The sequence below is a fragment of the Paraconexibacter algicola genome, from assembly GCF_003044185.1.
Lineage (GTDB): Bacteria > Actinomycetota > Thermoleophilia > Solirubrobacterales > Solirubrobacteraceae > Paraconexibacter > Paraconexibacter algicola.
On record NZ_PYYB01000001.1, the window covers coordinates 1,380,410 to 1,402,002 of the forward strand.

The 21,593-nt window shown below is 74.0% G+C and carries 20 protein-coding genes; 14 read left to right on the forward strand and 6 right to left on the reverse strand.

Going from position 1 to position 21,593, the window contains the following annotated elements:
* Positions 1–10 precede the first annotated feature (10 nt).
* The gene (locus tag C7Y72_RS06670) at positions 11–895 is read right to left on the reverse strand and encodes a 5'-3' exonuclease (RefSeq protein WP_107567912.1); all 885 of its coding nucleotides are present in this window, start codon (positions 893–895) and stop codon (positions 11–13) included.
* A 60-nt stretch (positions 896–955) separates the two neighbouring features.
* On the opposite strand from C7Y72_RS06670, the gene C7Y72_RS06675 reads away from it, so the two are divergent.
* Positions 956–1,420 (forward strand): MaoC family dehydratase, encoded by a 465-nt coding sequence (locus C7Y72_RS06675; protein WP_107567913.1) that lies wholly within the window; start codon positions 956–958, stop codon positions 1,418–1,420.
* A gap of 15 nt (positions 1,421–1,435) precedes the next feature.
* Here the strand turns inward: C7Y72_RS06675 and C7Y72_RS06680 are convergent, their stop codons facing one another.
* Positions 1,436–2,908: a SpoIID/LytB domain-containing protein gene (locus C7Y72_RS06680; protein ID WP_146175282.1), complete on the reverse strand. Its 1,473-nt coding sequence runs from the start codon at positions 2,906–2,908 to the stop codon at positions 1,436–1,438.
* A gap of 150 nt (positions 2,909–3,058) precedes the next feature.
* Between C7Y72_RS06680 and C7Y72_RS06685 the strand changes: the two genes are divergently transcribed.
* The gene (locus C7Y72_RS06685) at positions 3,059–4,537 is read left to right on the forward strand and encodes an NAD-dependent succinate-semialdehyde dehydrogenase (protein ID WP_107567915.1); all 1,479 of its coding nucleotides are present in this window, start codon (positions 3,059–3,061) and stop codon (positions 4,535–4,537) included.
* 94 nt (positions 4,538–4,631) lie between these two features.
* Positions 4,632–6,626 carry a glycoside hydrolase family 2 protein gene (locus C7Y72_RS06690; RefSeq protein WP_107567917.1) on the forward strand — a complete coding sequence of 665 codons (1,995 nt, stop codon included), beginning with the start codon at positions 4,632–4,634 and terminating at the stop codon, positions 6,624–6,626.
* A gap of 3 nt (positions 6,627–6,629) precedes the next feature.
* Here C7Y72_RS06690 and C7Y72_RS06695 read toward each other — a convergent pair whose 3' ends face one another.
* The 4 genes from C7Y72_RS06695 to C7Y72_RS23155 all read right to left on the reverse strand — a co-directional run bounded on the left by C7Y72_RS06695 (position 6,630) and on the right by C7Y72_RS23155 (position 9,988).
* Complete coding sequence (locus tag C7Y72_RS06695) at positions 6,630–6,959, reverse strand: hypothetical protein (protein ID WP_107567919.1); 330 nt, start codon at positions 6,957–6,959, stop codon at positions 6,630–6,632.
* Positions 6,960–7,263: 304 nt separating this feature from the next.
* On the reverse strand, positions 7,264–8,589 hold the full coding sequence (locus tag C7Y72_RS06700) for a class II fumarate hydratase (RefSeq protein WP_107567921.1): 1,326 nt from the start codon (positions 8,587–8,589) through the stop codon (positions 7,264–7,266).
* 98 nt (positions 8,590–8,687) lie between these two features.
* The gene (locus C7Y72_RS06705; protein ID WP_158276692.1) at positions 8,688–9,536 is read right to left on the reverse strand and encodes an alpha/beta fold hydrolase; all 849 of its coding nucleotides are present in this window, start codon (positions 9,534–9,536) and stop codon (positions 8,688–8,690) included.
* A complete protein-coding gene (locus tag C7Y72_RS23155; RefSeq protein WP_158276693.1) occupies positions 9,533–9,988 on the reverse strand; it encodes a hypothetical protein in 456 nt (151 codons plus the stop codon). Before C7Y72_RS23155 ends, C7Y72_RS06705 begins: the two co-directional genes overlap by 4 nt.
* 29 nt (positions 9,989–10,017) lie before the next feature.
* Between C7Y72_RS23155 and C7Y72_RS06710 the strand changes: the two genes are divergently transcribed.
* From C7Y72_RS06710 to ileS, 11 genes are all read left to right on the forward strand, one after another.
* Positions 10,018–11,322, forward strand: coding sequence for an MATE family efflux transporter (locus tag C7Y72_RS06710; RefSeq protein WP_158276694.1), 1,305 nt, complete (start codon positions 10,018–10,020; stop codon positions 11,320–11,322).
* Between the two features lie 110 nt (positions 11,323–11,432).
* Positions 11,433–11,666, forward strand: a complete 234-nt coding sequence (locus C7Y72_RS06715; RefSeq protein ID WP_107567928.1) for a MerR family transcriptional regulator — start codon at positions 11,433–11,435, stop codon at positions 11,664–11,666.
* 111 nt (positions 11,667–11,777) lie between these two features.
* Positions 11,778–12,101, forward strand: a complete 324-nt coding sequence (locus C7Y72_RS06720) for an MmyB family transcriptional regulator (RefSeq protein WP_284690350.1) — start codon at positions 11,778–11,780, stop codon at positions 12,099–12,101.
* A 132-nt stretch (positions 12,102–12,233) separates the two neighbouring features.
* Entirely contained in the window at positions 12,234–12,443 is a 210-nt protein-coding gene (locus C7Y72_RS06725) for a MerR family transcriptional regulator (protein ID WP_107567932.1), read from the forward strand.
* Positions 12,444–12,723: 280 nt separating this feature from the next.
* A complete protein-coding gene (locus tag C7Y72_RS06730) occupies positions 12,724–14,091 on the forward strand; it encodes an HD-GYP domain-containing protein (RefSeq protein ID WP_146175283.1) in 1,368 nt (455 codons plus the stop codon).
* Positions 14,088–15,347: an MFS transporter gene (locus C7Y72_RS06735; RefSeq protein ID WP_107567936.1), complete on the forward strand. Its 1,260-nt coding sequence runs from the start codon at positions 14,088–14,090 to the stop codon at positions 15,345–15,347. The genes C7Y72_RS06730 and C7Y72_RS06735 overlap by 4 nt, the downstream gene beginning before the upstream one ends.
* 90 nt (positions 15,348–15,437) lie before the next feature.
* On the forward strand, positions 15,438–16,322 hold the full coding sequence (locus C7Y72_RS06740; protein WP_158276695.1) for a MerR family DNA-binding transcriptional regulator: 885 nt from the start codon (positions 15,438–15,440) through the stop codon (positions 16,320–16,322).
* A 28-nt stretch (positions 16,323–16,350) separates the two neighbouring features.
* The gene (locus C7Y72_RS06745; RefSeq protein ID WP_107567940.1) at positions 16,351–16,830 is read left to right on the forward strand and encodes a hypothetical protein; all 480 of its coding nucleotides are present in this window, start codon (positions 16,351–16,353) and stop codon (positions 16,828–16,830) included.
* A gap of 120 nt (positions 16,831–16,950) precedes the next feature.
* Positions 16,951–17,835, forward strand: coding sequence for a MerR family transcriptional regulator (locus tag C7Y72_RS06750; RefSeq protein ID WP_158276696.1), 885 nt, complete (start codon positions 16,951–16,953; stop codon positions 17,833–17,835).
* A 72-nt stretch (positions 17,836–17,907) separates the two neighbouring features.
* A complete protein-coding gene (locus tag C7Y72_RS06755; protein WP_158276697.1) occupies positions 17,908–18,339 on the forward strand; it encodes a MarR family winged helix-turn-helix transcriptional regulator in 432 nt (143 codons plus the stop codon).
* Positions 18,340–18,396: 57 nt separating this feature from the next.
* The gene (gene ileS, locus C7Y72_RS06760) at positions 18,397–21,534 is read left to right on the forward strand and encodes an isoleucine--tRNA ligase (RefSeq protein ID WP_107567946.1); all 3,138 of its coding nucleotides are present in this window, start codon (positions 18,397–18,399) and stop codon (positions 21,532–21,534) included.
* Positions 21,535–21,593 lie beyond the last annotated feature (59 nt).

Consider the following 21,593-nt stretch of genomic DNA (forward strand, 5'->3'; position numbering starts at 1 on the left):
GGCGCCGCGATCAGCCGGACAGGGCCGCCAGCCGGTCGGCCAGCCGGCCCATGCCGCGCTCCGCCGCCGCGGTGGACGCGGCGGCCCAGTCGCTCGGCGCGTCCACGGGCCGCTGCACGGCCACGTCGCGGAGCGTCGCGATGTCCTTGAACGCGCGCAGCTCGTCCGCCTGGTCGACCAGCGCGCCGATCGCCCGCGGCTTGAGGCCCGCGGCGCGGGCGGCGACGCCGTCCTGGGCGAGCGCCAGCAGCGCCTCGAGCGAGCCGTGGGCGCGCAGCATCTCCGCCGCGCCCTTCTCCCCGATCCCCTTGGCGCCGGGCAGGCCGTCGGACGGGTCGCCGCGCAGCGCGATGAAGTCCGGCACCTGCTCGGGGTCGACCCCGTACTTCGCCCGCACCTCGTCGGGGCCCATCGCGGTCGGCCCGTCCTTCGCCCCGGGGTAGAGGACCGTCACCTGCGCGGACGCGCACTGGAACATGTCGCGGTCGCCGGTGAACAGCACCGCGTGGCCGCCCGCCGCGCTCTCCAGCCGCGCGAGCGTCCCGAGCAGGTCGTCCGCCTCGAGGTCCCCCGCGTGCTCGGACCGCCAGCCGAACGCGCCGAAGAACGCTGGCGCGTCCGCCCACTGCGGCACGAGCTCCTCCGGCATCTCGGGGCGGTCGCCGTGGTACGCCGGCCAGGCGGCGGTGCGGTAGCGGGCGGCCTCGGCCCCGAAGCACAGCACCACCGCGCGGGGCGCGAACCGCTCGACCGCCTGCAGCACGAGGTTCGCGCAGCCGAGCAGCGCGTTCACCGGCCGGTCGTCGGTGCCACGGATCGAGGAGGGCAGCGCGAAGAACGCCCGGTACAGCAGCGACGGGGCGTCGACGGCGAGGAGCGGGGCGGGAGCGGGCATCGCGGCGAGCGTACCGTCGCCGTAGGATCCGGCCCCCACCGAGCACGACAGGAGCGAGACATGGCGAAGCGGACGATCAACGGCATCGAGGAGCTCAAGTCCCTGGCGGGACAGGACCTCGGCAGCAGCGACTGGATCGAGATCGACCAGGGCACCATCCAGGCGTTCGCCGACGCGACCGGCGACCACCAGTGGATCCACGTGGACGTCGAGCGCGCGCAGAAGGAGAGCCCGTTCGGCGGCCCGATCGCGCACGGCCTGCTGACCCTCTCGATCGGTCCGCGCCTGATGTTCGACGTCTTCGAGATGACCGGGGTCGCCGGCGGCCTGAACTACGGCTACGGCAAGGTGCGCTTCCCCGCCCCCGTCCCGGCCGGCGCGAAGCTGCGCATGAACGCGACGCTCACGAGCGTCGAGGACGTCCCCGGCGGCGTGCAGGCGGTCGTCACCCAGACCTTCGAGGTCGAGGGCGGCACGAAGCCGGTCTGCGTCGCCGAGGCGATGGTCCGCTTCTTCGGCGGCTGAGCGCCGCCGCGCGGCTCAGCGGGCCCGGACGGTCGGGCCCGCGATCCCCCGGTACACGATCCGGTAGCTGCCGGCCCGCGGCACGGTCGCCTCGTAGCGGCCGTCCCGCTCCACGGTCGTCTCGGCCACGAGCACCCAGCGGCCCTTCGCGCGCCGCTCGACGCGCAGCCACGACCCGGTGGTCGCGGGACGGATGCGGCCGACGAGCCGCGGCCCGGTGACCGCGCGCGGCGCGAACGACGAGGAGGCGCGCGCTCCCGGGGCGGCGCCGCCCGTGGTGCCGTCGCCGGGGGTCGGGGTGGGCGTCGGCGTCGGGGTCTTCTCCGGGGCGGGCTTCGCGGTCGTGGAGACGACCGTGAACGTCGCCCACGTGTCGAACAGGCCGAAGCGGCGGCGCAGCTCCGGTCCGGTGACGGTCGTGCGGCCGCCGGTCCCGACGACCTGCGCGCGCACGATCCGCGGCGACTTGCCCTTCTTCAGGATCTTGATGCTGCGAAAGCTGCCCTTGACGAGCCCGCGGAGCTTCGCCTGCGCCTGGCTCATCGTCAGCCGGTAGGGCCCCCAGGTGTGGCGCGGCGACTCGCTGTCGAACGGGTCGCGCACGCTGACGAGGTACGGCTTGGGCTCCGCTCCGAGGAAGCCGTTCTCGACGTTCTCCGTGCGACCGCCGGAGGTGGAGAAGAAGTACGTGACGATCGGCGTGCCCTGGTACGTGACGATCTGACGGGCGGTCTCGCGCACCGCCCGGTCCGTGCTCGCGGTCTCCGCGCCGACCCCGCCGTACACCTGCGAGCGCACGTCGGCGTAGTGCTGGAAGCCGTCGCCCGGCTTGTCGGTCGTGATCGCGTAGGTGCGGGCCGCGACGGCCTGCGCCTTCAGCGCCTCGATCGGCCAGCTCGACGGGCTCTCCTTGCTGACGACCCCGCGGACGTAGTCCTCCAGGCCGACGGCGTTGACCGCCAGCAGACCGTTGAGCGAGCCGCTGCGGAACTCCAGCGCGCCGCGGTAGCGCCCGCCGCTGATGCCGTTCTCGGCCCGGCCGCCGAGCCGGATCGAACCGCCCGCGGGCGCCTCGACGCGCAGCGGCGAGCGGTACGTGTCGAGCACCTTGCCGCCGGCGGTGCGCAGCGCCACGCCCTGGGAGGTGCGGGCCACGGAGTACGTGGCGTCCGGGTCCAGCGAGCGCTGCCCGCTGACCTTCGCCGCGCCGCTGAACGAGCCCGAGAACCCGGACTGCAGCAGCACCCGGATCTCCTGGTCGGTCCCGAGCCGCGACAGCGCAGTGCCCTGGTAGTAGTGGCCGAGGATCTGGTCGTAGGTCCGGCCGTTCTTCGCGAAGCCGAACGCCCCGTACTGGCTCATGCCGACCCCATGCCCGAACCCGCGGCCCTTGATGACCAGGCGGGAGGCGGCGTCGGCGGCGGAGGCCCCCACGAGCCCGCTGGAGAGGGCGAGCGCGGTGGCGGCGGCGATCGGGCGTCGGGACATGCGCATCAGGGATCGGAACGCGTCCGTCGGGATCGAGTTGCGGTCGCGGGGACCGGACGGATCACGCAGTGGACGAGCGTACGTGACGGCGCGCCCCGGGGCGCCGCACGCGCCGGAGTGGCGCGCGGCGACGCGGGTAGCCTTCCCGCCATGAGCTCGGGTCCCGACGCATCCCGCGAGGCCGCCGTCGTCGACGGCGTCCCCAAGCAGCTGTACATCGGCGGCACGTGGCGCGACGCGGGGGGCGGGGGCACCCTCGACGTCGACGACCCCTCCACCGGCGACGTGCTGTGCGCGGTGGCCGACGGCACCGTCGCCGACGGGGACGCCGCGCTGGCCGCGGCGCACGCCGCCTTCCCGGACTGGCGCGACACGGCCCCGCGCGAGCGCGGCGAGGTCCTGCGGCGGGCGTTCGAGCTGATGACCGAGCGCACGGACGACCTCGCGCTGCTGATGACGCTCGAGATGGGCAAGCCGCTGGAGGAGTCGCGCGGCGAGATCGCCTACGCGGCCGCGTTCCTGCGCTGGTACGCGGAGGAGGCGGTGCGCATCGACGGCCGCTTCACCACGAGCGAGAACGGCAAGGGCCGGATCCTGACGATGCGCCGGCCGGTCGGGCCGTGCGTGTTCATCACGCCCTGGAACTTCCCGATGGCGATGGGGACCCGCAAGGTCGGCCCCGCGATCGCCGCCGGCTGCACGATGGTCGTCAAGCCGGCCCAGCAGACGCCGCTGAGCATGCTCGCGCTCGCGGCGATCCTCGAGGAGGCCGGCCTGCCGGGCGGCGTCTGCAACGTCGTCACGACGCACAGCACGGCGGAGGTGATGGCGCCGCTGATCGCCGACCCGCGCGCCCGCAAGCTGTCGTTCACCGGATCGACGCCGATCGGCAAGAAGCTCATCGAGCAGTCCGCCGAGCAGGTGCTCCGGGTCTCGATGGAGCTCGGCGGCAACGCGCCGTTCCTCGTGTTCGAGGACGCCGATCTCGACGCGGCGATCGAGGGCGCGCTGATGGCGAAGATGCGCAACATCGGCGAGGCCTGCACGAGCGCGAACCGCTTCCTCGTGCACGAGGCGGTGGCCGACGACTTCGCGCGGCGACTGGCGCACGAGCTCGGCTCGATGAAGGTCGGGCGGGGCACCGAGGAGGGCGTGCGCGTCGGGCCGCTCATCGACGAGGCGGCCGTCGACAAGGTCACGGAGCTCGTCGGCGACGCGGTCGACCGCGGGGCGCAGGTGCTCACGGGCGGGGAGCGCGTCGGCGATCGCGGCCACTTCTACGCCCCGACCGTCCTCGCGGGCGTCGATCCGGACGCGCGCGTCAACCACGAGGAGATCTTCGGACCGGTCGCCCCGATCACGACGTTCTCGTCCGACGACGAGGCGATCGAGCGGGCCAACGACACCGAGTACGGCCTCGTCGCCTACGCGTACACGCGGGATCTCGCCCGCGCGTTCAAGGTCATGGAGGGCCTGGACACGGGGATGATCGGGCTCAACCAGGGGCTCGTCTCCAATGCGGGCGCCCCGTTCGGCGGCGTCAAGCAGTCCGGCTTCGGTCGCGAGGGCGGGCCGGAGGGGCTCGGCGAGTACCTGGAGACGCGCTACGTCGCGATGAACGTGCCGTAGGCCGACCTTGCAGCGCGACATCTGTCGCGCTGCGCCGCCGGTCGGGTGCCGGGTTCGACACGGGGACGGCCGCGCTCGCTACCCTCCGCCGTCGATGCTTCCGGTCCGCCGCCAACCGAGGAGAGCGCTCCTCGGCGTCGCCGTCGTGGCTGCTGCCGCCGCCGTGGGGGTCCCCGTCGCCACCCAGGCCGACGGCGAGACCCAGGTCATCACCGAGGTGCGGCCCGCGCAGCTCGTGCCGAAGTCCAAGGCCCGGCCCGCCCCGACCGCCAGCGCCTCGTCGCTCTCGCAGACCGCGCCGAGCGTCATCAACAGCGGGCCGACCGGGCGCGTCGCGCTGACCGGTCCGTGGCGCGTGAAGACCGACCGCTACGACACCGGCTCGAGCAAGGGCTACCAGTCGGGGGCGTTCGACGGGCGAGCCGTCACGCTGCCGTACTCGCCCAACGCCCGCACGCTCACCGGCAACGCCGGGGTCGAGAGCCATCGCGGCACCGTCGCCTGGTACCGGACGTCGTTCGCGGTCCAGAAGGCGGGCGACTACCGTCTGCGGTTCGAGTCGGTCAACCACCGCGCGACCGTCTACCTCGACGGCAGGAAGATCGGGACGCACGTCGGCGAGTACCTGCCGTTCGAGTTCCTCGTCGGCCTGAAGGCGGGCGTCGAGCACGAGCTCGTCGTGAAGGCCGACTGGCGCGGCCCGCTGCGGATGAAGCGCGAGGGCTGGCACCGCACCTGGTTCAACTTCGGCGGCATCAACCGCGAGGTCACGCTGCGCCCGGTGGGCGACAGCGAGCTGACCGCCCCGACGATCAACACGCGCCTGCAGCCGGACGGCAGCGCGAAGGTCGACATCACGGTCCACGCGAAGAACCGCATCGACAGCCGCGCGCTCGGCGTCATCGGGGTGCTGCGCCGCGGGGACGAGCGCTACGAGCTCGACTTCCCCGACCTGGTCGTGCCCCGGCGCGGCACGAAGATCCTCTACGCGCAGGTCACGGTGCCCAAGCCCGCGCTGTGGGAGCCCGGCTCCCCGAACCTCTACGACCTCGAGCTCGGCGTCCCCGGCGAGTCCGGCTACGTGCAGAAGGTCGGGCTGCGGCAGGTCCAGCGCGACGGCACGAAGCTCCTGCTCAACGGCAAGCGCGTGGAGCTGCACGGCGCATCCATCCACGAGGACGCGAAGGGCCGCGGTGACGCCGTCACCGGCGCGGACATGGACGCGCTCGTCGAGGACCTGAAGTCGATCGGCGCGAACGCGACCCGGGCGCAGCATCCGCTGCACCCGGCGCTGCTCGAGCGGCTCGACGCGGCGGGCATCCTCCTGTGGATGGGCGTCGGCCCGGTCGACGCCCCTGGCGCGTGGACCTCGCGCGGCCCGCGGCTGCTCGCGCAGGCGAAGAGCCGGGTGCGCGCGTCGTACTTCCAGGCCCAGCCGCACCCGTCGCTGATCGTCTGGAACCTCGTCAACGAGATCGCCGGCAACGGGCACCCGGCCGGCCAGGTGCCGTACATCCAGTCGATGTCGGCCGAGCTCAAGCGCCGCGATCCGGGCCGCCTCGTCGCGCTGGACATCTGGGGCGCGCATCCGCCGAAGGTCGCGGGGCCGGTGTACCGGAACATCGACGCGATCGGTGACACGAACTACATCGGCTGGTACGAGCTGACCAAGGCGCCGCGCCAGACGGTCCGCAACGCGATCCGCACGCACATCACGGACCTGCAGAAGATCTTCCCGGACAAGATCATGGTCGTCACCGAGTTCGGGGCGGAGGCCAACGACCTCAACCCGACGAACCGGCCGGGCGGCTTCCGCTTCCAGGCGGACCTGCTGCGGCTGCACCTCGACGAGTACGCGAAGATCGAGGACCTGTCGGGCGCCCTGGTCTGGAACTTGCGGGACTTCGCGGTCGCGCCGTCGTTCGCGGGTGGCTCGATCCGCAAGCAGGTGCCCGAGATCCGCATCGTCAAGGGCATCAACCAGAAGGGCCTGTTCGAGTACGCCGGACGCCGCAAGCGCAGCGCCGACGTCGTGCAGGGCGCGATCACCCGGGCGCTCGCCCGGACCGCGGCCGGCGCCGGCGGCTGAGCCCTACGGGCAGCGCGGCGGGGAGGCCGCCGCGGCGCGCGCGGCCTCGCCGGCGGCGCGGGCGATCGCCGTCGTCATGGCGGCGGCGCGCGCGACGGTGAGCGAGAGGAACGCGGAGGTGCTCGTGCGGCCCGCGTCGTGGCGCGTCCGCTGGGCGAACAGCTCGAGCTCGAAGCGCGCGGCGACCGGGAGGTCCTCGACGGCGCGGGGGAACGTGCACGCGCTCGCGGCCGTGCGCGCGGCGGGCGCGGTGGCCGGCGCGGCGGCGGGGATCGCGGCGGCGGCGGCGATGAGGGCGATCAGGCGGAGCGGGCGGCGGGGGCGCGTGCGCATGCCGTGATGGTGGCGAAGACCGCAGAGAACTGCAATTCGGTCTGTCGATGTGCTGGTCCGCGGCGCGTCGGGCGGGCGCGGCGGGCCCGGGCGGTCGCGCCCGGGGCACGCTGGGCGCCTTGGAGCGGCGGGCGCGCCGCGCTCGGCGGTTCTGGGTGATCTGGGGCCCGTATGCGGCCTCCGGATCACCCGGTTCGGCGGCGCGGACCGCCCGGCCGGGCGGTTCTGGGTGATCCGGGACCCATATCTGGCCCGCAGATCACCCAGTTCGGGGCGGGCGCCGGGGCGCCCGCGCCCGCGTCCGTCAGGCCTGGTTGCCCGCGGCGATCTTGCGCAGGTCGATCGTCTTGTCGTACAGCTCCGCGTCGACGCCCTCCTCGAGCGCGACGTCGCGCAGCGGCCGGCCCGACGACGTGGCCTTCTTCACGATCACCGTGGCGAGGTCGTAGCCGATCGCCTCGTTGAGCGCCGTGGCCGTCGCGAGCGTGTTGCCCGCAGACGCGTCACAGCCGGCCTTGTTGGCCTTCAGGCCGTCGATGCACTTCTCGCTGAACGCGACCGACGCGGTCGACAGCAGCTGGATCGACTGCAGCAGGTTGCGCGCGATCAGCGGGATCCGGACGTTCAGCTCGAACTGGCCCTGCATGCCGCCGATGGTGATCGCGGTGTCGTTGCCGATCACCTGCGCGGCGACCTGCAGCACGACCTCGGGCAGGACCGGGTTGACCTTGCCCGGCATGATCGACGAGCCCTTCTGCAGCTCGGGCAGGAACAGCTCGCCGATGCCGGCGCGCGGGCCGGAGCCCATCAGGGCGATGTCCTGGGCGATCTTCGTCAGCGAGACCGCGGTGACCTTCAGCGCGCCGGACAGCTCGACGAGCGCGTCGCGGTTGCCCTGCGCCTCGAACGGATCGGCCGGCGCGGCGATCGCGCGGAGCTTCGACTCCTTGATCAGGATCTTGCGGACGCCGGCGGCGAACTTCGGGTGCGTGTTCAGGCCCGTGCCGGTCGCGGTGCCGCCGAGCGGGATCTGCCCGACGTGCGGGAGCGTCGCCTCGATCCGCTCCTTGGCCAGGCGGATCTGCGCCGCGTAGCCCGCGAACTCCTGGCCCAGCGTCACCGGCACCGCGTCCATCAGGTGCGTGCGGCCGGACTTCACGACGTCCTCGAACGCCTTGGCCTTCTTCGTCAGCGACTTCTCGAGCTTCGTCAGCGCCGGCAGCAGCGTCCGGGTCGTCTCCTCGAGCGCGGCGAGGTGCACGGCGGACGGGAACACGTCGTTGGACGACTGGCCCATGTTGACGTGGTCGTTGGGGTGCGCGGCACCCCCGGTCAGCGCGGAGATGACCTCGTTGGTGTTCATGTTCGACGAGGTGCCCGAGCCGGTCTGGAAGACGTCGATCGGGAACTGGTTGTCGTGCTCGCCGGCGCGGATCTCCGCGGCCGCGGCCGCGATCTTCTCCGCGAGCGCGGGGTCGAGCTTGCCGAGCTCGCCGTTGACGGTCGCGGCGGCGCCCTTGATGGCCGCGAGCCAGCGGATGACCGAGACCGGAACGGTCTCGCCGGAGATCGGGAAGTTCTCGACGGCCTTGGCGGTCTCGCCGCCGTAGAGGCGCTTCTTGGTCGCCATGCGGTTCGTGCTCCTGTCGGGTGACGGGTGGGGTTCGGAGCGGTCAACCCTACTCCGCGGGCGCGCCCCGTCCGTTCCGGGCGCGGCGGCCGGTCGCCTCAACGCTGGCCGCAGAACGCGACGAGCTCGCGGGCGACCCCGACCGGGTCGTCGTAGGCCATCAGGTAGCCGGCGGACTCGAGCACCCGCAGCTGCCCGTCGGGCAGCAGGTCGAGCGCCTCGCGCGCGGTGGCGAGCGGATGGTGCGGGTCGGCGCCCGCCCACAGCAGCAGCGTCGGCACCGTCAGCGCCGGGTAGGCGTCGAGCAGGTCACGCTCGGCGAGCGTCGGCCAGTCGGCGGCGAACCGCGCCCACGACCGCGCGAGGTTCGCGTTGCCGCCGACGTCCTGGAAGGCGTGGCGCACCAGGTCGCGAGCGGCCGGGTTGTCCGTCGCAGTCAGCGACGCCCCGTAGGCGGGACGGAACACCGCGCGCGCCGCGTGCGAGAGCGTGCGGTCCAGTCCGGGGACGGCGCCGGCCCGGGCCGCGAGCCGCCAGGCACGCCGGCGCGGCATCGGGGTCCCCGGCGGGCGGTGCAGCGGCGTCGGCATGATCACGGCGCGCCGCGGCCGCAGCGTCCCGCGCGCGATCGCGCGCACGAGGATCTCGGCGCCGAGGCCGTGCCCGGCGACGAGCGGCCGCGGCCCGCACGTGTCGTGGCAGAACGCGCCGACCACCTCGGCGAACCAGTCGCGCGAGTACGGGTGGCGCGGACGGTCCTCGCTGTCGCCGTGCAGCGGCAGGTCGGGAAGCACGACGCGGAAGCGGTGGGTGAGGTGCTCGACGGCGGGCTCCCACTCCCGGTGGTTCAGCAGCGCGGAGTGCAGGAGGCAGAGCCCGGGGCCGGTGCCCGCCTCCCGGTAGGCGACGCGGGCGCCGTCGTGGTGGTGGAAGAGCCGCAGCTTCACCCGGCGCGCTTCCCGTCGGCGCGCCCGGCGGCCAGCGCGGCGGCGAGCGCCGGGGCCAGCTCGAGCCGTCCGGCGACGAGGCCGACGCGGCGGGCGAGCTCGAGGCTCAGGCCGTTGGTCCGTGCGGCGCCGCGCTCGGTGGCGCCGACGAGCCAGCCGAGCTGGCGCGCCGCGGCCGCGTCCTGGCGCTCCTCGACGCGCTCGACGAGGTGGTCGGCGGCGGAGGTCAGGACGACCCCGAGCCGCTGCAGGTCCGCGTCCTTGACGACCCGCTCGGCGCAGTCCGACAGCGAGGTGCCGTCGGGGAGCACGACGGGGCCGCCGGTCGCCGCGTTCTCGAGCGCGCGCTCGATCGGCACCGGGTCCACGAGGCACAGCTCGCTGACCGTCGGCCGCTCGTCACCGCATGCGGTGAGCGAGAGGACGGAGAGGCTCGCCAGGAACGCCGGCATCCGCACGGACCGATCGTAGAGTGCCGGGCGTGCTCCGCTCGCCGCACGACCGCGAGATCGTCGCGCTGGCGCTCCCCGCGCTCGGCGCGCTGGCGGCCGAGCCGCTGTACCTGCTCGTCGACACGGCGATCGTCGGGCACCTCGGCACGCGCGAGCTGGCGGCGCTGGCGCTGGCCGCGAGCGTGCTCGGCGTCGTCACCGCGCTGTGCAACTTCCTCGCCTACGGCACCACCGCGCAGGTCGCCCGGCTGAGCGGCGCCGGGGAGGGCGACCGCGCCCGCGAGATCGCCGCGCAGGCGTTCTGGCTCTCGCTCGGGCTCGGGCTGCTCGTGGCGCTGGCGGTGATCGCGCTCGCCGACCCGCTCGTGGCGCTGCTCGGCGGGGAGGGGGAGACCGCGGACCTCGCGGCGCGCTACCTGCGGCTGTCGGCGATCGGCCTGCCGGCCGCGCTGCTCGCGCTCGGAGGGCAGGGCTTCCTGCGCGGGGTCGCCGATCTGCGCACCCCGCTGGTGATCCTCGGGGTGGCGAACCTCGTCAACGCGATCCTCGAGGTCGTGCTGGTCTACGGCTTGGACACCGGTCTCGACGGCTCCGCGCTGGGCACCGTCGTCGCGCAGGCCGGCATGGGCGTCGCCTTCGCGGTGCTGCTGCTGCGTGGCGGGGGACCGGGCGTGTCGCGCCGTCCGCGCCCGGACCTGCTGCGCCCGCTCTTGCGCATGGGCGGGGACATCGTCGTGCGGACCGCCGCGCTCCTGGGCGCGTTCGTGCTCGCGAGCGCGGTCGTCGCGCGCGCCGGCGAGCCGAGCCTCGCCGCGCACCAGATCGCGTTCCAGCTGTTCGTCTTCCTCGCGTTGACGCTCGACGCGCTCGCGATCGCCGGTCAGGTGCTCGTCGGCCGGCGGCTCGGCGCGCGCGACGCGGCCGGTGCCGCGGCGGTGGGTCGCCGGCTCGTCGTGCTGTCGGCGGCGCTCGGCGTCGCGGTCGCGCTGCTGCTGCTCGCGGGCCGCTCCTTGATCCCGCAGGCGTTCACCGGGGACGACGCGGTGCTCGAGCGCGCCGGGGCGCTGTGGCCGCTGTTCGCGCTGCTGCTGCCGCTCGGGGCGGTGACGTTCGCGTTCGACGGCATCCTCATCGGGGCGGGCGACACGCGGTTCCTGGCGGGCGCGATGGTCCTCGCCCTGCTCGCGTTCGCCCCGGTGGCGCTGCTGGCGCTGCACCGCGGCTGGGGCGTGGTCGGCGTCTGGGCCGGGCTGAACTGGCTGATCGTCGTGCGCGCCGCGAGCACGGGCTGGCGGTTCCGCAGCGGCCGCTGGGCGGTCGTCGGCGCCCGCTGAACGCTGCCCGAAGCTCCCGAACCCGACCGGAGCGCACCTTCCCCCGCGCAAAGCTGTGCAAAGCCGCCGGGGCCCCACGGGGCTCCCGGGTGCGCGGTAGACCTCGGGGCATGAGCACCACGAACAGCGCCAGCCGGCTGGGTCTGACCACCTCGCAGGCGGCCGCGCACCTGGGCGTGTCGCTGTCGACCGTCCGCCGCTGGTCCGACCTCGGGCACCTGCGCGGCTACCGCACGCCGGGCGGCCAGCGGCGCTTCAGCGTCGAGCAGCTCGACGACTTCGTCCGGGGCCTCGACGGCGGCGGGGGGACCGCCGCCGGGCCGCAGGGCCGCGACGCCCGCTGAGGCGCGGCGCCGCCCCACCCCGGACCCGATCGGCCGGCGACGCCCGACGTCGCCCGGTCACGCCGGTCGCCGCGTCCCCTCCGGGGGACGCGGTGGCTGTCAGGCGTCCTGCTGCGGAGGACCGTCGCGATCCTGGGCATTGACGTGGGGCGTCACCCGGGCGACCCGGAGCTCGCCGCGCTGATCGGGGAGCTGTCGATGAAAAGCCCCGAGTTCGCCGATTGGTGGCCCGAGCACGAGGTCCTGCGCCGCAGCCACGGGACCAAGCGCTACCACCACCCGGTGATCGGCGACCTGACCGTCAGCTACGAGGCGCTCGCCGTGCCCGACGACCAGGACCAGACGCTGTTCGTCTACAGCACCGAGCCGGGATCGCCGTCGGCTGCCGCGCTGGAGCTGCTGGCCAGCTGGACGGCGGATCCGGCCGTCCGCTGATCACCGCGCAGCGCGGTCGAACCTGCCCAAACCTGTGCAGAACCGCTCATCTTGCGTCGGATTGCCCCGGGAACCCACCAGAGAACCCGGCACGCGCCCGCGCGGACGGGAGCGCGTGGCACCCTCGGGCGCATGCGTGAGCCCCGCACGACCGACGCCCCGCTGTCGCTGACCGTGTCGGCGGCCGCGGAGTACCTCGGCGTGTCGGCCGCCACCGTGCGGCGCTGGGAGCGCTCCGGCGATCTCGTGGCCTACCGCACGCCAGGCGGTCAGCGGCGCTTCGATCCGGCGGATCTCGACGCGTTCCTCGCCGCGCGGCGCGCGCTGTCCCGCGTCGCCTGACTCGCCGCGGCTGACCCGCCCCACCTGACCCGCTGCGCGGGCGCGTCTCCGCGCCCGCCGGCCGCTCCGGCCGCCCCGTCACTCACCCGTTCCTGTACCCGCCGTCGGCCCTGCGTCGGGGGATCCTGCGCGCCGAGCGATGCACAAGATTCTGCAGAGATGGACAAGTTTGGCTATGTTTGCTTCCCGCACCACCTGACGCAGAAAGGGAGGCGCTCATGTCGGGCTTCCGCTCTCGCTGACTGGCAGGACTCGCACACTGCCGGTGTAATCAGCGGGGATGGCAGATGAGCCTCCCCGTCCCGCCTTCGCCAGAGCTCTCGCCTCTGGCTCCGCCGCCGTCGGCGGCCTGCTTGCGGTCGTCGCCGTCGGCGGCGACCCGCTCGCCGGATGGGAGTGGGTGCTCCTGGCTTCTCTCACGGTCGCGATCGGGGAGTCGTTCGTGCCGCGGCTCATGCCGGGTGTCCATCTCTCAACCGGGAGCGGCCTGCTCCTCGCGCCGCTCGCCCTCCTCGACGCGCGCAGCGCGGTGGTCATCGCGGTGCTCGGCGTCCTCGGCGGGTACCTCGTCGAGCGCTATCGCCCCGCCGCGCTCGCGAACAACCTGGCGGTGACCGTCATGCCGCTCGCGGTGGCCGGCGTCGTCTTCGAGGCTCTCGGGGCCGACTCCGTCAGGACCGCGACCGGCGTCCTGGCGTTCGCCGCGGCCAGCGCCGTCTTCGTCGCCCTGCACGTGCTGCTCTTCGCGACCATCACCTCGGCCGAGACCGGCGAGCCGTTTCGGACGCAGACCACCTCGATGTTGCGGACCGCGCGCGTCGCGATGCTCATCGACTTCGCCTTCGCGGTCGGCCTCACGTACCTCATCGCGCAGGCCGGCTGGGCCGGCGGCGCGATCGCCGCGGTGGCGGCCGGCCTGCAGCTGCACGGCGGGTCGCTCGTCGCGCGCGCGAACGACCAGCGGCTGCGCGCCGAAGCGCTGGCCCGGGCGAAGACTGCCCTGTCGTGGGGCATCATCTCGGCGCTGCTGGGCACGCTCGACGCGCGGAACCCGAACCTCGCCCGCCACAGCGCGGCGGTCGCCCGGCTCTCCCGGCGCATCGCCGCCGAGCTCGGGCTCTCCGAGCACGACCAGGACGTCGTCCACACCGCGGGCCTGCTCCACGACATCGGGCAGTTCGCCAGCGCTGATCGCGTGGTGGTCGACGGCGCCTCGCCCTCGCCGGAGGACTGGCGCGGCATCCGCGAGCACCCCCGCGTCGGCTACGAGCTCCTGCGCGAGATGACCGAGTTCGGCCCGGTCGGCGAGATCGTCCTGCACCACCACGAACGGGTCGACGGGCGCGGCTACCCCAACCGGCTCGCGGGGGACGAGATCCCCCTCGCCTCGCGGATCGTCCACGTGGCCGAGGCCTACGACGCGATGACCGGACCCGGGACGTACCGGACGCGGCGCTCCAGCCTCGAGGCGCTCAAGGAGCTGCGCGACCACGCCGGACGCCAGTTCGACCCGGCGGTCGTCGACGCCCTGCACCGCGTGCTGCGGGGCACCGACCACGCGTTCCGGCACAGCGACGAGGCCCACTACCGCGACGAGCTCGACGTCGAGCGCCGGATCGTGGACCAGCGCATGGTCGCGCGACCGTGACCGCGGGCGGAGACCGCGCCCTGCTGCGCGGGCCGTTCGGCCGACTGCTGCTCGCCCTCACCGTCACGTTCGTCGGTGACGGCGTGTACCTCGTCGCGTTGGCCTGGCTCGCGCTCGACCTCGGCGACGCGGCGACGCTCGCGTTCGCGGGCGGCGCCTGGTCGGTCGGGATCCTCCTCGCGCTCCCGCTCGGCGGTGTGCTGGCGGACACCCGCGATCGCCGACTGCTGCTGCTCCTCATGGACCTCCTGCGGGCGGGGGCGCTCGGCTCGATCGGGGTGCTGTCCGTCAGCGGCGCGCTCGATCCGGTGACGCTCGCGGCCCTCAGCCTGCTGCACGGCTTCGGGGACGGGGTGGCGGAGCCCGCGGTCGCGGGGCTCGTCCCCCGGCTCGTCCCAGCCGACCGGCTCGTCCGCGCGAACGGCTGGATGGAGAGTGCCAAGCCGATCGCCCTGCGCGTCGTCGGGCCGGGGCTCGGCGCCCTGTTGATCGCCGTGTCCTCCGCGGGCGTGGCGATGCTCGTCGACGCCGTCACCTTCCTCGTCTGCGCCGCGGTCGTCGCGACGCTGCCCGCCCAGCCGCGCGCGGACGGGGGGCGCGCCGGCAGCATCGCGCGGGAGGTCCGTGACGGCTGGCGCTACGTGCGGGGCGCGCGCTGGCTGTGGCCGATCCTGCTCGCCAGCACCGGTGCGCTGCTCGCCACCTGGGGCGCGCTGGAGGTGCTCGTCGCCGTCCGGGTGAAGGAGGACCTCGACCTCGGAGCGTGGGTCTTCGCTGCGTTTCTCGGCGGCTTCGGTGTCGGTCAGGCACTCGGGGGACAGATCGCGGGCCGCCACCGCCCGCGGCGCGACCTCGCCGCGACGCTGCTGGTCTGGATGGTCAGCGCCGGGTCGATCGCCGCCTACGCGCTGGCCGCGAGCTGGGTGGCGTTCGTCGCGGTCGGCGCGGTCACGGGGGCGCTCATGTCGGCCGGTGGCGTCTGGTGGTGGACGGGCGTCCAGCAGCGCGTCCCCGACAGCCACCTCGGCCGGGTCGCGAGCATCGACCACGGACTGTCGCTCGCCCTCGCGCCGCTGAGCCTGGCCGTCGTCCCGGCGCTCGCCGCGCTGCTCGGAACGCGGTCCGCGCTCGTGCTCTGCGGTGCCGCCGCCCTGGTGTGCTTCGCGGTCCCGCTGCTCGTCGGGGCGGTCCGCGACGCGGAGCATCCGAGCGAGACCGGTGGGCGAGGGGCTGCCGTCGCGGACGCCGGACCCTGACGGGAGTTGCAGCCGCTTCTGCGGTGAACCTGTGCAAAACCGCGCCGACGCTCCGGGCGGCGGATCGCTGCGCTGCACTGGATGCTTCGCATGCGGACCCTGAAGACCTCCGAGGCGGCGGCGCTGCTGAACGTCAGCCCGAACACGCTCCGCGCGTGGGAGCGGCGCTTCGGGTACCCGCGCCCGATGCGCTCGCCCGGCAAGCACCGCCTGTACACCTACGGCGAGGTCGTCTCGCTGCGCGACGCGCTGAACGACGGCCTGTCGATCTCCTCGGCCATCTCGCGCGCCCGCGAGGCCGTGCGCGCGGACACGCACGTGCTGCTCGGGGCGCTGCTGGCCTTCGACCGTGGCCGCGCGGACGAGGCGATGGAGGCGGCGCTCGCGCTGCGTCCGCTTGAGCGAGCGGTCGAGGAGGTGATGCTCCCGAGCCTCGAGGAGATCGTGGTCCGCGACGGGGCCGACAGCGCTCCGTGGGCCTTCGCGACGGCCTGGGCCGCGGAGTGGGTGCAGCGAGCCCGGCGCATCACCCCGACGCCTGCCCGCCCGGTCCGGGTGCTCGTCGGGGACGCGACCTCCGGCCCGTACGACCGGCACGCGCTGAGCGTCCGCACGCTCGAGCTCTGCACGGCGCGCGCGGGGGCGCTCGTCATCACGCTGCCGGTGTCCGGCGTGCCCGGGCTCGGCAAGGTCCTCGCCAGCCACGAGCCCGACGCGGTCGTGCTCGCCGGCGCTGCGGCCCCCGACGACGATGTCGCGCGCTGGGCGTATGCGATCCGCTCCGCGGTCGGGGCGCTCCCGATGCTCCTCTTCCATCGCGAGGTCCGTGGCGAGCGGGTCTCCGCGGCCGCCGGAAGGACCCTCGACGAGCGCGCGAGCGTCGCCGCGCGGCAGGTCGTCGACGCGATCGCCCAGCGGGAACGATCGACCACGCCGGTTGCGCCCGGCTCGACACCGCGTACGATGAGCGCCTAGCCGCTCTGCCACGGAAGGCCAGCCCACGATGTCCCGCCCGTTCCTCCGCGCTGTCACCCCGCTCGTCCCGTCGGTGCCCGACGCGCGGTTCTGCGGGCACTGTGGCCAGCCGCCACGCGACCCGCAGCTGACCGCCCGCGTCTGCGACCGCTGCCATCTCGGCATGGTCCTGACGGCCGCGCAGGATCTCGCGCCCAACGGCCGTGAGCCGTTCCTCGTGGTGGACCGCCAGCTCGCGGTCTGCGCGATGTCCCGCAGCGCCGAGCGGCTGCTGAGCGTCGAGGAGCCCGACGCGGTCAATCGGCTCCTGACCGACTTCCTCGTTCCCGCCGACGCCGACACGACCGCCCAGAACGCGCTCCTGGCGCTCGTCGTCGAGGCGGCGAGCGGAGCGGCGGGCGTCACCCGGACGGTCGTCCGTCCCGCCGGGGAGTTCGGGGTGTTCTTCGAGGCCCGGATCGGGATCGTCGGCCCGCCGCCCGCGGCGCTCGTCGTGCTCGACGGCTGACGGCCGTCGCGGTCGGCGCGCGGACTCCTTCCTGCGGCCCGGACCCGCACGAAACCTCCCCATCTGCACGCTTCGCTGCGGAGCTTGCCCCAGGGCTGACCGGACCTCATGCTGGCGCGCATGGGGTCGATCCGCACCAACGCCGCCGCAGCGATGCTCGGCGTGAGTCCGAACACGCTGCGCTCGTGGGAGCGGCGCTTCGGGTTCCCGGAGCCCCGCCGGACCGCCGGCGGGCACCGGCAGTTCGACCTCGCGGAGGTCGAGGCCCTGCGCTCGGCCTTCGAGGAGACCCACAACGTCTCGTCCGCGATCACGATCGCTCGTGAGCGGGGTGCCGGTCCGGCCTCGCCCACGCGCCTGCGGTCGGCGTTCCAGCGGTTCGAGGAGCAGGAGGCCGACCGCATCGCCGAGGAGTCCCTGAGCGTGCGGTCGGTCGAGCGCACGGTCGAGGAGGTCATCCTCCCGACCGTCGAGGCGCTCGCCGAGGACGACGTCGACGCCCCGGAGTACGGCTTCGCGTGGCGCTGGTCGGCCGGGTGGCTGGCGGCGCAGCGCCGCGTGGCCCCGCCCGCGTTCCGCGACGACACCGTCGTCCTGTTCGACGCCAGCCATCCCGGCGACGTGGACGCGCTCCACGCCCAGGCGCTGGAGCTCGTGCTCCGGCGCAGCGGCCTGAGGACCCTCACCCTCACGGTCGCGCTCGACCCGACGCGGCTCACCCGCGCCCTCCACGCGGTGATGCCGCGCGCGGTCGTCCTCACCGGCGGCCGGGCGTCGCTCGACACGCTCAGCCGGCTCGTCTACCAGGCGCGCCGGGTCAGCGAGGGGGTCGCGGTGCTCGACTACCGCGGCGCGCTGCCCGACAGCGGCGCGACCATCGTCGAGCACCTCGGCGACCGGCCGCTGTTCGCCCGCGAGCTCGTGCTCGCCCACCTGGACCCGTCGACGGCCGGCGAGCGACCGGGCGCGACGGCGCTGCGCGACGCGCGGCACGCCACGGGCTGAGCCGTCACCGCGCCCCGGCGGGCAGCCGCCGTGGCGCTCGTGCCGTCCGACGCGACTGTCAGAGTCGCGCGCGTGCAACTCGTCCCAGGCGATCCGCTCGCCCATCGCGCCCTGGAAAGCCTCCTGCGCGCGGAGGCCAGCGTTCGGCGACGTCTGAGCGCGGACCTCGACCGCGAGGGCCTCTCGACCTCCGGGTTCTCGGTCCTCGTCGTCCTCACCACCGCGGGCGGGGAGCTGGAGCTGCGCGACCTGCGCGCGCGGCTGCGCACCTCGAAGGCCAACGCCACGGAGGTCGTCTCGACGCTCGAGTCGCGCGGCTACGTGGTGCGTCGGCGGCTGCCGTCGGACCGGCGCGCCGCCGCGGTCACGCTGACCGAGCGCGGGCAGGAGCTGGTGGACCGCCTGTTCCCCGAGCACACCGAGCGCGTGTCGAACGCGTTCAGCTGCCTCGACGAGGCCGAGAAGCGGTCGCTCGAGGCGATCTGCCGCAAGCTCGCGGCCTGAGCGCGGCCGCGGCCCGGGCGGCCGCCCCCCGCGGCGTCCGGCTGAGACAATCACCGGATGGCGCAGCGTCCGGTCGATCCCGCCCAGTCCTTCCCCGAGCTCGAGCAGCGGATCCTCGAGCGCTGGCGCGACCGCGACGTCTTCCAGGAGTCGATGCGCCGTCGCGAGGGCGCCGAGCCGTGGGTGTTCTTCGAGGGTCCGCCGACCGCCAACGGCAAGCCGGGCGTGCACCACGTCCTCAGCCGCGTCTTCAAGGACATCTTCCCGCGCTTCAAGACGATGCGCGGCCACCACGTGCAGCGGCGCGGCGGCTGGGACTGCCACGGCCTGCCGGTGGAGATCCAGGTCGAGAAGGAGCTCGGCCTCACGAGCAAGTCGGACATCGAGGCGTACGGGATCGCCGAGTTCAACGCGAAGTGCCGCGAGTCCGTCTTCACGTTCCTGGAGGACTGGAACGCGCTGACCGAGCGGATCGGCTTCTGGGTCGACCTCGAGCACGCGTACCGCACGCTCGACGCCACCTACGTCGAGTCGGTGTGGTGGTCGCTGAAGGAGATCGCCGGGAAGGACCTCCTCTACGAGGGGCACCGGGTCGTCCCGTACTGCCCGCGCTGCGGCACCGCCCTGTCGAGCCACGAGGTCGCGCAGGGCTACAAGGACGTCGTCGACCCGTCGGTGTACGTCCGCTTCGTCGCCGCCGCCTCGCACGGCCCCGTCACCCAGGGCGACGTGCTGCTCGGCTGGACCACGACCCCGTGGACGCTGCCGAGCAACGCGGCGCTCGCCGTCGACCCCGACCTCGAGTACGTGCGCGCCCAGCGCCACGGCGACACCGACGTCTACGTGCTCGCCGCCGCCCTGCGCGAGAAGGTGCTCGGCGAGGCCAGCACGGTCGTCGAGACCTTCACCGGCCGTCAGCTCGAGGGCCTGCGCTACGAGCCGCCGTTCGACTTCATCCCGTCCGCGGAGTGGGGCGAGAAGGCGCACTCCGTCCTGCTCGGGGACTTCGTCACCGCCGAGGACGGCACCGGCATCGTCCACACCGCGATCGCGTTCGGCGAGGACGACTACCGCCTCGGCACCGCCGCCGGACTGACCGTCGTGAACCCGGTGCGGCTCGACGGCACCTACGACGAGCGGATCACCGGCTACGAGGGCCGCTTCGTCAAGGACGCCGACCGCGACCTCGTCGCCGACCTCGAGGCCCGCGGCCGGCTGCTGCGCGCCGAGGACTACGAGCACTCCTACCCGCACTGCTGGCGCTGCTCGACCCCGCTGCTCTACTACGCCAAGCCGTCCTGGTACATCCGGACCTCGCAGATCCGCGACCAGCTCCTCGCCGCCAACGAGACGATCAGCTGGTACCCGCCCCACATCAAGGAGGGGCGCTTCGGCCGTTGGCTGGAGAACAACGTCGACTGGGCGCTCTCGCGCGAGCGCTACTGGGGAACGCCGCTGCCGGTCTGGCGCAGCGACGACGACCCGGACACCTGGATGGTCGTCGGCTCGTTCGCCGAGCTGCAGGAGCTCTCCGGCGTCACGCTCGAGGACCCGCACCGGCCGTTCGTCGACGACGTCACCTTCCCGCACCCCGAGACCGGCGCGACGATGCGCCGCGTCCCCGAGGTCATCGACGTGTGGTTCGACTCCGGGGCGATGCCGTTCGCCCAGCTGCACGCGCCGTTCGAGCACCGCGAGGAGTTCGAGGCGCACTTCCCCGGCCAGTACATCTGCGAGGCGCTCGACCAGACGCGCGGCTGGTTCTACTCGATGCTCGCCGTGTCGACGCTGCTGTACGGGCGCAGCTCCTACGAGAACGTCGTCTGCCTCGGGCTCGTGCTCGACGAGCACGGCGAGAAGATGTCCAAGAGCAAGGGCAACATCGTCCCGCCGTGGGAGGTCCTCGACGAGTTCGGCGCGGACGCCCTGCGCTGGTACTTCTTCACCGCCAAGCAGCCGTGGGACGGCTACCGCTTCGACCGCTCGGTGATCGGCGAGGGCGTGCGCGTGTTCCTGCGCCAGCTGTGGAACACCTACGGCTTCCTCACGATCTACGAGCCCACGGCGGGCGCGGTCGCGCGGCCGGCCGGCGAGCGCGCCGAGCTCGACCGCTGGATCCTGTCGCGCCTCGCGGCGACCGTCGCGGAGGTCACCGAGCGCCTCGACGACTACGACGCGACGTTCGGCGGCCGGGCGATCCAGGCGTTCGTCGACGACCTCTCGAACTGGTACGTGCGCCGCTCCCGCCGCCGCTTCTGGGACGGGGACGCGGACGCGTTCGCCACCCTGCGCGAGTGCCTGCTGACGACCGCGAAGCTGCTCGCGCCGTTCACGCCGTTCGTCGCCGACGAGATCTACGACAACCTCGACGGGGAGCTCGGCTCGGTGCACCTGTGCGACTGGCCGGCGGTCGAGTCCGGCGAGCGTCCGCGCGACGTCGCGCTGGAGGAGGCGATGGCGACCGCGCGCGAGACCGTGCGGATGGGCCTGGCTGCGCGCGGGCAGGCGAAGGTGAAGGTCCGCCAGCCGCTGCGCGAGGCCGTCGTTGTCGCGGCGGGCCGCGAGCGCGAGGCGATCGAGGCGCACGCCGACGTCGTCCGCGAGGAGCTGAACGTCAAGGCGATTCGCTTCGTCGAGCAGGCCGACGAGCTCGGCTCCTACGAGCTGAAGGCGAACTACCGCGCGCTCGGCCCGCGCTTCGGCAAGGAGATGCCGCAGGCGGCGGCCGCGATCGCCGCGCTGGATCCGGCGCACGTCGCCGCGACCCTGCGCGAGGGCGGCACCGTCGGCGTGCACGTCGGCGGTCACGAGCACCAGCTCGGCGCCGACGACCTGACGCTCGCGATGCAGCCGCTGGAGGGCTACCAGCTGGAGCGCGAGGGCTCCCACGCCGTCGCCCTGGACCTCACCGTCGACGAGGAGCTGCGCCGCGAGGGGCAGGCCCGCGAGATCGTCCGGGCGGTCCAGAACGCGCGCAAGGACGCGGGCCTCGAGGTCGAGGACCGCATCCGCCTCGCGCTCGGCGGCGACGACGGGCTGCTCGGCGTCGCCCGCGAGTTCGAGGCGGTCATCGCCGGCGAGGTGCTCGCGACGGCCTACGCGACCGACGCCACCGACGGCGTCGCGGACGCCGCCTACCGGACCGACACGACGATCGACGGCGCGACGCTGGCGATCGGCGTCACGAAGGCCTGAGCCGCACCCCGGGGGCGAGCGGACACCCGCTCGCCCTAGTGGTCGAGAATCCGACCACG